The 14,923-nt window shown below is 72.4% G+C and carries 12 protein-coding genes; 3 read left to right on the top strand and 9 right to left on the bottom strand.

What is annotated here, in order from left to right:
* Positions 1 to 2 precede the first annotated feature (2 nt).
* From WME85_RS41830 to WME85_RS41810, 5 genes are all read right to left on the bottom strand, one after another.
* The gene (locus tag WME85_RS41830) at positions 3 to 272 is read right to left on the bottom strand and encodes a hypothetical protein (protein ID WP_437829568.1); all 270 of its coding nucleotides are present in this window, start codon (positions 270 to 272) and stop codon (positions 3 to 5) included.
* Between the two features lie 41 nt (positions 273 to 313).
* Positions 314 to 2,236 carry a PAS domain-containing protein gene (locus WME85_RS41825; RefSeq protein ID WP_437829565.1) on the bottom strand — a complete coding sequence of 641 codons (1,923 nt, stop codon included), beginning with the start codon at positions 2,234 to 2,236 and terminating at the stop codon, positions 314 to 316.
* A 98-nt stretch (positions 2,237 to 2,334) separates the two neighbouring features.
* A complete protein-coding gene (locus WME85_RS41820) occupies positions 2,335 to 3,120 on the bottom strand; it encodes an ABC transporter permease (protein WP_437842514.1) in 786 nt (261 codons plus the stop codon).
* Positions 3,121 to 3,125: 5 nt separating this feature from the next.
* Positions 3,126 to 3,932, bottom strand: a complete 807-nt coding sequence (locus WME85_RS41815) for an ABC transporter permease (protein WP_437829562.1) — start codon at positions 3,930 to 3,932, stop codon at positions 3,126 to 3,128.
* A complete protein-coding gene (locus WME85_RS41810) occupies positions 3,929 to 4,981 on the bottom strand; it encodes an ABC transporter ATP-binding protein (RefSeq protein WP_437829559.1) in 1,053 nt (350 codons plus the stop codon). The genes WME85_RS41815 and WME85_RS41810 overlap by 4 nt, the downstream gene beginning before the upstream one ends.
* Before the next feature lie 116 nt (positions 4,982 to 5,097).
* On the opposite strand from WME85_RS41810, the gene WME85_RS41805 reads away from it, so the two are divergent.
* Positions 5,098 to 7,488: a protein kinase domain-containing protein gene (locus WME85_RS41805; protein WP_437829556.1), complete on the top strand. Its 2,391-nt coding sequence runs from the start codon at positions 5,098 to 5,100 to the stop codon at positions 7,486 to 7,488.
* Positions 7,489 to 7,698: 210 nt separating this feature from the next.
* On the opposite strand, the gene WME85_RS41800 is transcribed toward WME85_RS41805, so the two are convergent.
* Positions 7,699 to 8,910 carry an FIST C-terminal domain-containing protein gene (locus WME85_RS41800; RefSeq protein WP_437829554.1) on the bottom strand — a complete coding sequence of 404 codons (1,212 nt, stop codon included), beginning with the start codon at positions 8,908 to 8,910 and terminating at the stop codon, positions 7,699 to 7,701.
* Between the two features lie 132 nt (positions 8,911 to 9,042).
* Here WME85_RS41800 and WME85_RS41795 point away from each other — a divergent pair, with 132 nt between their 5' ends.
* Together WME85_RS41795 and WME85_RS41790 are read left to right on the top strand one after the other, a co-directional pair.
* Complete coding sequence (locus WME85_RS41795) at positions 9,043 to 9,798, top strand: PP2C family protein-serine/threonine phosphatase (protein ID WP_437304621.1); 756 nt, start codon at positions 9,043 to 9,045, stop codon at positions 9,796 to 9,798.
* Between the two features lie 33 nt (positions 9,799 to 9,831).
* Positions 9,832 to 10,095, top strand: coding sequence for a hypothetical protein (locus WME85_RS41790; protein ID WP_437753809.1), 264 nt, complete (start codon positions 9,832 to 9,834; stop codon positions 10,093 to 10,095).
* A gap of 134 nt (positions 10,096 to 10,229) precedes the next feature.
* Here WME85_RS41790 and WME85_RS41785 read toward each other — a convergent pair whose 3' ends face one another.
* The 3 genes from WME85_RS41785 to WME85_RS41775 form a co-directional block, all read right to left on the bottom strand.
* Positions 10,230 to 12,287 (bottom strand): PrkA family serine protein kinase, encoded by a 2,058-nt coding sequence (locus tag WME85_RS41785; RefSeq protein WP_437304619.1) that lies wholly within the window; start codon positions 12,285 to 12,287, stop codon positions 10,230 to 10,232.
* Between the two features lie 258 nt (positions 12,288 to 12,545).
* Positions 12,546 to 13,769, bottom strand: a complete 1,224-nt coding sequence (locus WME85_RS41780; RefSeq protein ID WP_437829550.1) for a YcbK family protein — start codon at positions 13,767 to 13,769, stop codon at positions 12,546 to 12,548.
* A 136-nt stretch (positions 13,770 to 13,905) separates the two neighbouring features.
* Positions 13,906 to 14,895, bottom strand: a complete 990-nt coding sequence (locus WME85_RS41775) for an L-threonylcarbamoyladenylate synthase (RefSeq protein WP_437829547.1) — start codon at positions 14,893 to 14,895, stop codon at positions 13,906 to 13,908.
* Between the last annotated feature and the right edge of the window lie 28 nt (positions 14,896 to 14,923).

Genomic DNA, 14,923 nt, shown 5'->3' with positions numbered 1-14,923 from the left:
TCTCAGTCGTTGCGCCCCACGATGAGGCGGAGGGCGCTCGCCACGCTGACGCCGAGCGCGAGGAGGAGCGCGGCGAGCGCGGCCCAGTAGCGGACCGGGTCGGCGCCGTTCAGCCAGCCGCGGAGCTCGGTGACGAGCAGGAGGTAGCACCCGAGCGCCGCCACCGCGGGCCAGGCGCGGCGGCGCCGCAGGCCGGCGAGCTCCCGGCGGAGCCGCTCGTTCTCGGCGAGAAGGCTGGGCCGCCGGTCGCGGTAGGGGTCGAGGTCGCGCACGCGCCGCTGCTCCTTGAGGCTCCCGCGGGCTCCCGCGGCGGTCACCCGCCGCGCTCGGACAGCGGCGCGGGCGCGTCGCCCGCGCCCTCGCGGCGCGCCTTCCGCCGGCGCCGCCGCTCGACGGTCACCCCGCTCGACTGCATCGCGAAGCGGAGCCCCTCCCGCAGGTTCGAGAGCGTCTTGATGTTCGACAGGTCGAGCCCCAGCGACACGACCGTCTGCGCCACCTCCGGTCGGATGCCGACGACGATGCCCTGGGCGCCGAGCATCGCGACGGCGTCGATGAGCTTCAGCACGTGATCGGCCGTGGCCGCGTCGACGGCGCTGACCCCGGTCAGGTCGATGATCGCGTGGCGGCAGCGGGTCCGCGCCACGGCGTCGAGCAGCACCTCCATCATCTGCTCGGAGCGCTGCTCGTCGAGCACCCCGAGCACCGGCATGGTCAGCACCCCCTTCCAGACCTCGATGATCGGCGTCGACAGCGCCCGGATCGCCTCCTGCTGCTGCTCGATGATCTCGCGCCGCTCCTGCAGCATGGCCTGGTGGCGCTTCTGCTCGGTGATGTCGGTCGCGCCGCCGGCCATCTGGAACGGCACGCCCTTGTCGTCCCACTCGGCCATGCCGCGGGAGAACACGACGCGGTACTCCCCGCTCTCGTGCCGCATCCGGAACTCGATCTCGAACGGCTGCCGCTCCTCGAGGTGCGCCCTGAGCGCGGCCTGGACGGCGCTCCGGTCGTCGGGGTGCACGCGCTCGAAGAAGCTCATGAACATCCCGCCCCACGCCTCGCGGCGGACGCCGATGATCGCGAGCATGCGATCGCTCCACTCCGTCGTGTCCTCGCGGATGTTCCAGAACCAGATGCCCTCGTTCGACGCCTCCGCGAACAGCCGGTAGCGCGCCTCGCTCCGCCGCAGGGCGGCCTCGGCGCGGCGCAGCTCGGCCACGTCGGTCGTGCCGCCGATCCACAGGACGATGTTCCCGGCCGCATCGCGCTGCGGCAGCGCGCTGACCACGTGCTCCCGGTACGTCTGGTCGCTCGCGCGCAGCAGGCGGAACTCCGTCTCGTACGGCTGCCCGGTCTCCAGGCTCCGCGTCCACGTCGCGACGGTCCTCGGCACGTCGTCCGGGTGCAGCACCGACAGCCAGCCCTCGCCGATGATCTGCGCCTCCGTGCGGTCGAAGTAGTCGAGGACGGCCTTGTTCACGAAGTTCAGCTGGCCGTCCGGGCGCGCGGTCCACACCTGGATGGGCATGGTGTTCCCGAAGAGCCGGAGCTGCGCGTCCGGCTCGCTCGACGGAGCGCCCTTCCGGACCGCGGTGCCGATCGGCTGGACGCTGGCCCCGCGCAGGCGGCTCGGCGGTGGGGCGTCGCGCGCGTCGCGCGCGTCGCGCGCGTCGCGCGCGTCGCGCGTGTCCAGATCGAGCCCGAGCGCGCGGGTGAGCGGCCCCTCCAGGTCGATGGTGCGCTCGGCGTGGCTGTCGGCGAGCCGGGCGCGCACGAGGCGGAGGAGCTCTCTCCGGACCTCCTCCTCGAGCCGGCCGCGCAGGTAGTCCCTCGTGCTGACCGGCGGGTCGGCGAACAGGACCGAGTCCGCGGACGGCTCCGCGACGTCGAGGAAGATCCCGAGCGGCGCGCAGGGCCTCGGCGTGATGCGCAGCGCCACCGTCGCGGTGAGCTTGTGCACCGTGGCCTCGGCCTCCCCTTCCGTCTCGACCCGGACCGTCAGGGCGTGCGGGATCGCGACGTCGAACGCGCCGCTCGTGCCGCGCGTCACCGCCGGGTCACCGGCGTGGAAATCCATCGCGAGGCGCGACACCTTCCCGAGGACCTTGAGCTCCCGCACCTCGCGGCGAGCGACCGAGAGAAGCGCGGTCGCCCGGCGGCGGATCACGTCCTCGGTCATCGCGAGATCGACGAGATTCCGGCCTAACTCCTCGAGCGTGAACCCCCCGTTCTTCACCTGGTCTCCTTCTCCGATGCCCGCTCACCCTCCTCGCCCCAGGAGGCCAAGACCGCGAGCCTAACGCGCGGCGCCGCCGGCAGGAAGCCCCACGGCGCTCAGCTCGACGCTGACGTATACCGTCCTATCGCCCGTTTCCACACCGCGCGCGCGACGGCGCCGAAGGCGAGCGCGCCGAGCGCGGCGAGCGCGGCGGTGCGCGGGGCGATGGTGCCGAGCATCGCCTCCGCCGGATAGGTCGTCATCAGCGCGAGCGGGACGACGAAGGTGAAGACGACGCGCCAGAACCCCTTGAAGAGGGTGACCGGCCAGCGCGCGAAATCGAAGAGCGAGTTGAAGAAATAAGCCAGGTTGTCGAGGCGCACGACCCAGAACGCGGCGGAGATGACCAGGATGCAGATCGAGTAGAGCACCAGCGTCGCCGTCACGAGCAGGCCGAGCGAGAGCGCGATGTCGGCGGGCGCGGGGGCGCGGCCCATCCTCGCGAAGGCGTAGACGAAGATGGCCGCCGCGGCGGCGCCGTCGACGACCTTGCGGATCTCGAACCGGGCCGTGGAGACGAGGAACTGCGCGTCGGCCGGCTTGAGCAGCGTGAAGTCGAGCGTGCCTTTCCGGATCTGGTCGACCACGCTGATGAGCGACGGGTTCACGGCCCCCTCGAGGACGCCCTTGAGGAGCGTGAACCACCCGACGACCACGAGCGCCCGCTCGTAGGTCCAGCCCTCGACCGGCGGGCGGGACGCGAGCGCGATGTGGAGCGGGACCAGCCCGACGAGCGTCCAGACCACGGTCATCACGGCGCCCAGCAGGAAATCCCACCGGTACTGCATCCCGAGCGCGAGCGACACGCGCAGCTGCGTCGCGAGCAACCGGAGGTAACGCACGCCGCTCACCCGCCGAACGCCGAGAACCGCCGGACCCCTGCGCGCCACGCCACGAGCGCCACGGCGGCGGTGCCGATCGCGAAGGCCCACTGCGCGCCGAGCTGGGCGAGCGCGCGGCCCGGCTCGAGCAGGCCGGTGATGAGCTCGACCGGGAAGGCGAGGCTGTAACGGAACGGAAGGACCCGCGCGACGTCGCCGAGCCACGGGGGGAACAGCTCGATCGGGACGAGGTAGCCGGCGAAGATCATGAAGGCCGCGAGGTAGACGTCGAACACGGCGGTCGAGCTCTCGATCACGAACGCGAGCGAGCCGATCAGCGCCATCGTGAAGAAGTTGATCATCCAGGCGCCGACGAGCGAGGCCGCCCAGATCCCGAGATCGAGCGCCGTCGGATGGAACCGCTCGCCCGAGGTCACGACCAGCGCGACGACCGCGATGGGCAAGCAGAGCAGCGCCCGCAGCGGGAGCGCGGCGAGGTTGTCGGCGGCGTAGGAGACGAGCGGGTGGATCGGCTTGAGCAGGCGCTGCGAGAGGACGCCGCTCTTGATCTCCATGTTCATCTCCCACACGAGCCACGAGCCCGTCATCTGCCGGACGATGAGGATCGCCAGGAAGTACGCGGTGAAGTCGCTCGCCCCGAAGCGGCCGACCGGGGCGCTCGCGGCCACCGCGGACCAGAGCGCGAGGCTCACGAGCGGCATCGTCGTCGTGAGCATCCAGATCAGCATCTCGGCCCGGTACGCGATCGCGGCCGCGACCCCGACGCGGAGCAGCGTCGGGAACGCGTGGGCCGCCCTCGAGAGCGCGCTCACGACGCGGCCCCGCCCGCGGCGGCCGCCGGGGCGCCGGCGGCGGCTGATGACTCGCCGGCGGGCTCCTCGCCCGCGAAGAGCTCGCGCATCACCTCCTCGAGGGGAGGGTCCTCGACCGTGAGGTCCGCGATGTCGGTCTGGCTGAGCAGCCAGGACATGGCCTGGCGCAGCTCTTCCTGGCGGACCTGCAGCACCGCGCGGCCGGCGTCGAGCGAGAGGACGGCGCCGACCCGCTCGAGGAGCGCCCGGTCGACCACGCCCCCGAAGCGCAGCGCGATGCGCTTGTGAGGGCGCACGCTGCGGGCGAGCGCGGCGAGGTCGCCGTCGTAACGCAGCCTACCCTTGTCGATGACGATGACCCGCGGGCAGAGCGCCGCCACGTCGTCCATGTAATGGGACGTGAGCACGATGGTGGCCCCCCGCTGCTCGTTGTAGCGGCGGATGAACTCGCGGACGCTGAGCTGCATCGCGACGTCGAGCCCGATCGTCGGCTCGTCGAGGAACAGGATCTCCGGCCGGTGCAGCAGGGCGGCCGCGAGCTCGCACTTCATGCGCTCGCCGAGCGAGAGCTGCCGCGTGGGCTTCGAGGCGATCACGGCGATCCCGAGCAGGTCTTCCAGCTCACCGAGGGTCTGCCGGAACTCCGCGTCGCCGATCCCGTAGATGGCGCGGTTCAGGGCGAAGGTCTCGGCGGGCGGGAGGTCCCAGAGCAGCTGCTGCTTCTGGCCCATCACGAGGGTGATCCGCTTCAGGAAGTCGGCCTCGCGGTGCTGCGGCACGGAGCCGGCGACCCGGACGCGTCCGCCCGTCGGGTGGAGCAGCCCGGCGAGCACCTTCAGCGTCGTCGTCTTTCCGGCGCCGTTCGGGCCCAGGAAGCCGACGCGCTCGCCCGGCGCGATCGAGAACGAGAGGTCCTCGACCGCGTGGACGACCCGGGTGCGGCGCCGGAAGACCGAGCGCACCGTGGCGGCGAAGCCGGCGGCGCGTTCGTGGACCTGGTACGTCTTGGAGAGCGACTCCACCGCGATGGCGCTCGACGCCTCTGCCATGGGCGGCGCAGACTAGCACCTCACCCGCTGGAGCTCCCGCGACGACCGGTGCTCGCCCCGCCGATCCTGAGCTAGCCTCAAGGCGGTGGGGGGCAACGGTCGCCCGGGATTCCCCTATGCCGCACAGCTTCAAGGACGACACCCTTCACGACCGCGCGTTGCCAGCGAGCGGCACGCGGCAAGGCGCCGCGCCCGCGGACGCCGCGGAGACCGGCCCGCGGCAGGTGCTCGCCGGCCGGTACGAGCTCCTCGGGCTGGTCGGCATCGGCGGGATGGGGAGCGTGTACCGCGCCCGCGACCTGGAGCTGGAGGAGCTCGTCGCGGTCAAGGTGCTGCGCCGCGAGCTCAGCGGCGCCCCCGAGGTGATCGAGCGGTTCCGGCGCGAGGTGCGGCTCGCGCGCAAGGTGACGCACCCGAACGTGGCGCGGGTCTTCGACATCGGCGAGCACGACGGCGACCGGTTCCTGACGATGGAGTTCGTCGACGGCGAGGCGCTCGCCGGGCTCCTCGCGCGCGAGCGGCGGCTCAGCGTGGGCCGCGCCATCGACATCGCGGAGAGCGTCTGCGCGGGGCTCGGGGCCGCGCACCGGGCGGGCGTCATCCACCGCGACCTCAAGCCGGACAACGTGCTGATCGGGCGCGACGGGCGCGTGGTCCTGACCGACTTCGGGATCGCGCGCGCGCTGGCGCCGGACGGCGGGGCGGGCACGACCCTGAGCGCGGTCCTGGGGACGCCGGCGTACATGGCGCCCGAGCAGGTGCAGGGCGCCGCGGACATCGACGCGCGCGCCGACCTCTACGCGCTCGGCGCGATGATCTACGAGATGCTCACGGGCGAGCGCGCGTGGCAGGGCGACGCGCCGCTCGCGGTGGCCGCGGCGCGGCTCGTCTCCGACGCGCCCGACCCGCGGCGCCGGCGCGCCGATCTGCCGGACGCGCTCGCGCGCATGGTGCTCCGCTGCATGGCGCGCTCGCGCGACGACCGGTACGACTCCGTCGAGGGCGTCGCGCAGGAGCTCGCGTCGCTCACGCGCCCGGCCACGATCGCCCCGCACACGATCACGCCGCCGCAGGGTCGGACGCCGGTCCCCGGGTCGATCTCCGCGGTGAGCGAGCAGGGCGGCAAGAGCGTCGCGGTCCTGCCGTTCACGAACCAGGGCCCGCCCTCCGACGCGTACCTGGCCGAGGAGCTCACGGACGATCTCATCGATACGCTCTCGATGACCCCGGGCCTCCGGGTGAGGCCGCGGGTGGTGATGGCGCGGTGGAAGGACGGCGACGCCGATCCGCGCGAGATCGGGCGCGAGCTCGGGGTGCAGGTGGTCGTCGGCGGCTCGGTGCGGCGGCGCGACGGCACGGTGCGGATCAGCGCGCGGCTCCTCTGCGTCACCGACGGGTTCCAGCTGTGGGCGAAGCGCTTCGACCGCCCCGAGACCGAGGTGCTGCGGATCAACGACGAGGTGGCCGAGGCGATCGCGGGGGCGCTGACCCTCGACGCGGCGGCCCCGAGCCGCACCGCGCCGAGCGACCCTGTCGCGCTCGACCTGTTCCTGCGCGGGCGCCACGAGTACCGCAGCTTCTGGCCGGAGCACCAGGAGCGCGCGATCGCGCTGTTCGAGCAGGCGCTCGCGCGCGCGCCCGGCGAGCCGATGATCCTCTCGGCCTACGCGCTCGCGCGCTCCCGCTTCTGGTTCTTCACGGATCAGGGCGGCGATCTGGCCATCGAGGTGGCGGCGCGCGCCGTGGCCGCGGCGCCCGGGCTCCCGGACGCGCGGCTCGCGATGGCGTCGGTGAAGTTCCAGCGCCTCGATGTGGTCGGGGCGATGCGGGAGCTCAAGGCCGCGCTCGCGTCGCGCGCCGGCAACGCCGAGGCGGAGGGGCTCATCGGGACCATCCTGCTCGAGTGCGGCGCGTTCGAGGAGGGCGCGCGGCGCGCGCGGTCCGCGCTGGCGCGCGATCCGGACGTGGCGCTCGCGGGCTACGCGCTGGCGCGCGCCCACGCGCTGCAGGGCAGGTGGTCGGAGGGCGACGACTTGCTCAAGGCGCTGCCTGTCGCGCGCAGCGCGTCGGGCAACGCCGTGCTCCGGATCCGCCGCGCGCTCTGGCTGCGCGAGCCGGAGGTGGTCGAGAAGCTCCCGAAGAAGCTCGTGAGCGAGGCCTTCCCGGGCATCGACGAGCCGTTCGTGCAGCTGGTCGGCGAGATCGTGGACGGCCGGCTCTCGGACGTGCGCCCCGCGCCGGCGCCGGGCGCGAGCCCGACCGTCGCGGCGCTGCGCCGCACGTCGTTCCTCCGGCAGATCCAGGCGGAGATCGCGGGCTTCCTCGGCCAGCGAGAGCTCGCGCTGGCCGCGCTCGAGCTCTCGCTGGCCGACGGCCTCTTCGATCTGCCCTGGATCGAGCGCTGCCCGGTGCTCGCGGGCCTGCGCGGGGAGCCGCGCTTCGCGGCCATCCACGCCGAGGTGGAGCGGCGGGCCTCGGCCGTGATCGCGGCCTACCACGAGCGCTGACGCGGTTGGCGTCCAGCGCGGCGTGCGCGGCGCCAGAACACCGATCACGTTGAAACCCGGAGAATTTTCACAGGGAGGCGGGGAGGCGGGGAGGAAGAAAAAAATGAAATTCGCCCTCTTGCCGTCTCTCGCTCCCCGCCTCCCCGCCTCCCTGTGAAATTCTTTCCTTTTCTCGTGGTTTCAACCCGTTTGTCGCTCTAGCGCGGCGGCTCAGCTCGGCGCGCGGAAGAGCGCGAGCACGCCGGTGTAGAGGGCGAGCCTGGCCTCGCCTGGCGCCCAGGGTGCGATCTCGAAGCTCGAGTGCATGCCGGCGATCGGGAGGTCGGCGAAGCGCTGGCGCAGGATGCGCGCCTCCACGTCGGGCGCCCCGTACAGGCCCTGGCCGCGCCCGGCGCAGCTCAGGTAGAGCGCGAACCGCGGGGCCGAGCCGAGCGCGCTCCGGGAAACGTGCCGCGCGATCCCCTCGAGCCCGGCGCGGGCGGCGGTGGCGTCGCGCACGGCGAAGGCGAGGCGCGCGCCGGGCCGCGCGTCGTCGCCGAGCAGGAGCCCGCGCCGCGACGGATCGACCCCGCGGATCGGCCGCAGCACGTAACGTACGGAACCGACGGAACCGACGGAACCGACGGAACCGAGCGTGGCCGGCTCCGCGGCGGCGCCGCGCGGCTCCGCGGCGGCGCCGCGCGGGTCTACCTCCGGGTCGGCGAGCGCGGCGAGGACGAGCGGCTGCGCGCTGGCCTGCTCGCCGAGCGTCGCGGTCGCGGCGGAGAACAGCTCGAGCGCCGAGCGCCCGCCGGCGCGCAGCACGACGCCGCCGCTCACCTCCTCGACGGGGTGGAAGCCCGAGAGCAGCCTGGCGGCGGGCGAGGCGTCGACGATCGGCGGGGCGAACCCCGTGATGGCGAGGCCCGTCACGGGGCCCTCGATCAGCTCGCCCTGGGACGTCACGCCGATCGCGGAGCTCGACGCCGTGCCGGCGCCGAACACGCACGCGCCCGGCGCGCAGGAGGCGAGCCCCTCGAGCGCCCCGGCCGCGAGCGCCCCGGGCCGGGCGAAGAGGATGGCCGTCGCGGAGCGGGGGCCGATGGCGCGGGCGAGCGTCTCGCGCAGGGCGCGGTTCGGGTCCTCGGCGCGCTCGGGGAGCGCGAAGGGCGCGACCCGGCCGCCCGACCAGAGCACGCCGCTCGCGCCGGTGTCCCCCTCGAGCTCGCCGCGCTCGCTGAGCACGCCCGCGGCCGGCACGATGCAGGCGGGGATGCCGCGCCAGGTGCTCCGGACGAGCTCGGCGACGCCCGAGGCGCGCTGGGCGAGCTGGCCGGAAACGAAGACGATGCCGCCTGAGGCCGACGGGACGGCGCTGCGCAGGTCGGCCAGATGGTGGAGAAGGCCATCCGGCCCACAGGTGGCGGAGAAGCTTCGTGCCATGGCTGGCCTGTCCATCCTAACCGAGCCGTCGCCCACTCGACAGGCCCCGCTGAAGAAGTTTATCGTGCGAGAATCGCGCCGGCGCCTCGGGGCTTTCCCCACGACACGGCGATGAAGGACCGGGCAAGCTCGATGAGGATCCAATCATTTGGCCGCACCGATGTCGGGCGCCACCGGCGCGCCAATGAGGATGCGTTCTTCCGGGACGACGAGCTCCGCCTTTACATCGTCGCGGACGGGATGGGCGGGCACGCGGCCGGCGAGGTAGCGAGCGCCGAGGCCGTCGAGACGATCTACGGCATGGTGAAGCGGGGCCTGCCCGCCATCGGCGATCCCGACGAGCCGCTGACGCAGCCCAAGGCGCGCGCCGTGCTGCGCATCCTCGAGGGCGCGATCCAGGCCGCGACGTACATGGTCTTCGCCATCGCCGAGCTCGATCGCGACAAGAGCGGCATGGGCACGACGATCAGCGCGGCGCTCATCGTGGGCGGCGCGCTCGTGACCGGCCAGGTGGGCGACAGCCGCATCTACCAGGTCCGCAACGGGAACGCGGTGCAGATGACCGAGGATCACACGCTCATCGCGTGGCAGATCAAGAATGGGCTCATCTCCGCGGACGAGGCCAGGAGCTCGCCCCACCGCAACGTGATCACGCGCGCGGTCGGCAACAGGGACTATGTCGAGGTCGACACCTCGATCGTGGCCGTGGAGGAGGGCGATCGATACCTGCTCTGCTCCGACGGGCTGCACGGCTACCTGCACGCCGAGGAGGAGATCGCGAGCATCGCCTCGAAGGGCGGCGAGACGGCGGTCGACCTCTTCATCGAGCTCGCGAATCGGCGCGGGGGGCGGGACAACATCACCGCGGTGCTGGTCGAGGTGGGCTGACGCGCTCGCTCGAAACTCGGCTAGGCTGCGCCGATGGCGCTGAAGGACAAACTGGTCACCGAGGGGATGAAGCTCGCCGCGAACCCGAACGTGGCGAAGCTGATGCAGGACGAGCGGTTCATGCGGCTGTTCATGACGGCGATGAGCGTGCCCGGCCGCGTCTCCTCGTTCACGGCGGAGCAGAAGGAGACGTTCGCCAAGGCGATGGGCCTGGCGACCGCCGAGGAGGTCCGCGACCTCAAGCGGACCGTGGCCTCGCTGGAGCGCGAGCTCGCGAGGCTCAGGCGAGAGGGCTGATCGGGGGTGGGGCGCGGCGCGGGGCCGCGCTCTTGGTGAGGGGCGCGGCGGGGGGCCGCGCTCTTGGTGAGGGGCGCGGCGCGGGGCCGCGCTCTTGGTGAGGGGCGCGGCCCCGCGCCGCGCCCGGGCGCCGGCTACTTCGTGTCGCCGCGCGCGTAGATGCTGGCGACGTAGTCGAGCACGTCGCGCGCCGAGACCTCGTTGTACCCGAAGTACTTGATCATCCGGGTCTTGATGATGTCGATCTTCTCCTGCGTCTCCTTGTCGATGACGCTCGACACGAGGGTCTGGAGCTTGATCGCGTCCTTCTGGTCCTCGAACAGCTTCAGCTCGAGGGCGCGGCGCAGCCGGTCGTTCGTGTGCCACTCGAACTTCTTGCCGTCGACCGCGAGCGCGCCGATGTAGTTCATGATCTCGCGGCGGAAGTCGTCCTTCCGGTTCTCGGGGATGTCGATCTTCTCCTCGATCGAGCGCATGAGCCGCTCGTCCGGCTCGACGTCCTCGCGGGTGAAGCGGTCCTTCACCTTCTCCTTCAGGGTGTAGGCCTTGATGGAGTCGATGTAGTTCGCGGCGAGCTTCTGGATCGCGTCCTCGTCGGCGCTGATCGCCCGCTGCACCTCGTTCTTGACCATCTCCTCGTACTCGCGCTTCACCATCCCGATGCACTCGGTGTAGCGCTTGCGCTGCTCGTCGTTCGTGATGAGCGAGTGGTGGCGCAGGCCCTTCTCGAGCTCGCTCATGACCATGAAGGGGTTGATCGTCCCCTCGCCGAGGTCGTTGACGAGCGCGTTCGAGATCTTGTCCTGCACGTAGCGGGGGCTGATGCCCTCCATGCCCTCGCGCGACGCCTCCTTGCGGAGCTCCTTCACGGTGTCCTGCGTGTAGCCGGGCAGGACCTTGCCGTCGTAGAGCTTCATCTTCTGGACGAGCGAGAGGTTGTGCTTCTTCGGGTCCTCGAGCCGGGTGAGCGCGGCCCACATCGCGGCGACCTCGAGCGTATGCGGGGCGATGTGCTTGCCGCGGATCTTCTCCTTGTTGAAGTCCTTCTCGTAGATCCGGATCTCCTCCGACACCTTCGTGATGTACGGGATATCGATCTTGATCGTGCGGTCGCGGAGCGCCTCCATGAACTCGTTGTTCAGGAGCTTCTTGTACTCGGCCTCGTTCGTGTGGCCGATGATGACCTCGTCGACGTCCGTCTGGGCGAACTTCTTCGGCTTGATCTTGTGCTCCTGCGACGCGCCGAGCAGGTCGTAGAGGAAGGCGACGTCGAGCTTCAGGACCTCGATGAACTCGACGATGCCGCGGTTCGCGATGTTGAACTCGCCGTCGAAGTTGAAGGCGCGCGGGTCCGAGTCCGAGCCGTACTCGGCGATCTTGCGGTAGTTGATGTCGCCGGTGAGCTCGGTCGAGTCCTGGTTCTTCTCGTCCTTCGGCTGGAAGGTGCCGATGCCGACGCGGTCCTTCTCGCTGAGCACGAGGCGGCGCACGCGCACGTGCTGCATCACCTTCGACCAGTCGCCGCCGTACTTGTCCATGAGGCGGTTGAAGATGAAGCGACACGCCGGGTCGAGGTCGCCCTCGGCGCGGACCTGGAACTGCGGGCTCGAGAGCCCGAGCTCGCGGAACGCGCGGTCGCGCCAGGACGGCGGGATGAGGCGCAGCGGCTCCTCGTGCATCGGGCACTTGAAGCGGGCGCTCTCCGTCCCGGCCATGCCGACGTCGTCGAGGTTCACCCAGTCGAACGTGTAGAGCGCGCCGTCGGGCGTCGTCGAGTAGTGCTCGATGCCCTTCTTGAGGAGCCGGGCGATCGTCGACTTCGACGACCCGACCGGGCCGTGCAGCAGGATGACGCGCTTCTCCGGGCCGTAGCCCTCGGAGGCCGCCCGGAGCACGTGGACGAGCCGCATCAGCGGGATGTCGAGCCCGTACACGGCGTCGGCGCCGCCGTGCATCTCGTCCTTGAAGAAGTTGTACCGGATCAGCTTCTTCTTGTTGTCGGTGTACTCCTCGATGCCGTAGCGGATGATCATGTCGTACGCCCGCTGGAACGCGTTGCGCGTCACCTGCGGGTTCTGGCGAACGACCTGGAGGTACTCTTCGAACGTGCCCTCCCACGCGAGATCGCGGTAGAGCGCGAAGTCCTGCATCGCCGCGATCTTCTCAACCATCCCTGTCCGCAACTCGCCCATTTCGCACCTTTTTCTCCGGGGCGACCGCGGGGCGGCCTTGAGCCGCCGGAGGTGCGGGGGCAGCGCTCGGCTGGCCGAGCTCCACCCTCGTCTTGCGCCGCGCGCCCAGGGGGAAGCCAAGCTTAACACCGATCCCAGAACTGCAAGCTCGCGCCGCCCTGGAGCTCCCTCCACCCGTGACGGGACCAGGCTGCAGCGCGTCCCGAGCGCGCCGGTGAGGCCGGGAGGAGGTGCGAGGCCGCCTGCGGGCAGGCGACGTCAGCGAGGGGCGGCGGCGCCGGAGGGCGCTGCGTGCGCTCCCGAGGAGAGCCCTCCGCTCTCGACGACGCCGGGCCAGGAATCGACGTATTCCGACGGCTCGCCGGGCCCGGAGATGTCGATCCAGAAGACGCGCCCGGTGCCGGGGCGGCGCACGTCGACGTGAACGAACTTGCTGTTCGGGTAGAACCCGCAGCCCACGTCGTCGAGCGTGCGACAGAACTGGAAGAGCGCCGCGTTGGGCACCCCCATGACGAGGATGTCCATGGCGCGCCCGTCGGCGTGCTGGCTGTGGTGCCCGCCGGAGCTCTTCCCTCGCGCCCCCGGCGCGTCGTCCGACGGGCCCGACGGGCGCGGCCTGTAGCCGCTGAAGATGTGGAGCCCGCGGCGTGGGAAGGCGTCGGCGATCTGCTGGAGCAGCCAGAGCAGGCGCGGGTGGACGATGCGGACCTGGGGCACCCACTCGAGCGCCCGCTGCCATGTGTCGGCGTCTGGCTCGTCAGGCAGCTGCTCGCCCGGGTCCGGCGCGTCGGGGGGGCGGGCCATGATCGACAGGCGATCGAGCGCGCCGGGCGCGACGGAGCCGTCGCAGCGCACCAGCTCGAAGGCGTCGCGCTGGCCGCCGTACCGGGCGAACTGGACCGGACCTCTGCGGCAGCGCCAGTCGCGCGGCTGCTTCTTCGGCGGGTCCCAGAGCAGGTCGAAGCCGTTCGACGAGAGGCTCGGCCCCGTCGTCGCGAGGAGCGGCGGGCTGATGATCGGATCGAGCGGGCGGAGCCACGCCGGCCTGGCCGGATCGAGGTGGAGGGAGGCGGCTGGCCTGAACGGCGAGTCGAACGGCGAGAAGAAGGGGGAGTGAGCGCTGGCGAAGGCCGAGCTCCCGAGGACGGCGGGGGCGAGGGCGCGCTCGCCCAGGGCATCCTCGGCTTCCTGGCGCGCGCCGCCCCAGGCGAGCTGCCACCACGGCTGCTGCTGCCATTTGCCGTACGCGCTGCTCAGGTAGAGCCGGAGCGGGCCGGGGCGCTCGACCGCGGCGTTGCGGAAGGCGCGGAGGAGCGGCAGCTCCGGCGCGGCCGTCTCGTCCAGGTTGAAGGTCGCGCGCCTCGGCGGCTCGTCGAGCAGGCTCGCGCCGGCGCGCGCCAGGGCAGGCGGCGCGGCGACGAGCGCGGCGGCGAGGCCGAGGGCGGCGGTGAGGCTCTTGGCGGCGCGGGGCGGTGCCGGCATGGGGTCGACGGATGGACGGGACGGGCGAGGGAAAGGTGGCTCACCCGGCGAGCGGGCGACCCTGATTTGCCACAAACCGCCCGCCCGGGGGACGAAAACACTCCTGCGCCTCGCCGCGGGCTGGCGCGGCGCCTGCTCAGGCGGTCGCGGACGCGCGCGCCAACCTGTCCCGCACGGCGTCCCAGGCCGGGTCCTCGGGGACGGCGGCGATGACGATCACGTCGCAGGCGGCGTCCTCGAGGCGGTGGAGCGCGGCGTAGAGCGCCGCCGCGTAGCCGGCGGGATCCGCGGGGAGGAGCTCGTCGTGCGGGCCGGCGGCGGTGCGGGCGCCGCGCTCGATCGCGCCGGCGCGCGCTCCGGCCCGCGCGGCGCGCTCGACCTCGGCGCGGACGGCCTCTCCGGGGACCAGCGCCACGCGCGCGCGCGGGGCGTAGTGGCGCGCGTGGGTCCCGGGGGAGGGGGCGCGCTCGCCCGGGGCGGTGATCAAAACGGCGCTCGTCTGGAGCGGCACGAGGGCGGCGATCGTCTCGGCGGCCACGTGCCCCGGGCGCAGCAGCCGCGCGGGCGAGCGCGTGACGTCGACGATGGTGGACTCGATGCCGACGGCGGTCGGCCCGCCGTCGACGATCGCGTCGATGCGCCCGCCGAGGCTCTTCTCGACGTGCTCGGCGGTGGTCGGTGAGATCGCGGTGGAGCGGTTGGCGCTCGGCGCGGCGATCGGGAGCCCGACGGCTTCGAGCAGGGCGCGCGCGACCGGGTGTACGGGCACGCGGATCGCGACGGTCGGCCCGCCGGCGGCCACCTCGTCGGCGACGCGGTCGGGCCGGCGCGCGACGATGAGGGTGAGGGGACCTGGCCACATCGCCTGCGCCAGCCGCTCCGCGTCCGCTGGCCAGCCATCCGCGAGCGCGCGGGCGGACGCGACGTCGGGGACGTGGACGATCAGCGGGTTGCCGGGCGGCCTCCCCTTCGCGTCGAAGATGCCGCGCGCCGCGCGCCCGTCGTCCGCGCGCGCGCCGAGGCCGTACACCGTCTCCGTGGGGAAGGCGACGAGCCCTCCGCGGCGGAGGATCTCGGCCGCCCGTGCGATGGATGCCGCGTCAGCGGCGAGCCGCTCGGTTCGCATGCGCAGCGGTCCATGTTGCCCGGGCGCG

It is taken from the genome of Sorangium sp. So ce1153, from assembly GCF_051521595.1.
Classification (GTDB): domain Bacteria; phylum Myxococcota_A; class Polyangia; order Polyangiales; family Polyangiaceae; genus Sorangium.
The sequence above is the reverse complement of the archived record's forward strand: the minus strand, read 5'-3'. Positions and strand labels throughout refer to the sequence as shown.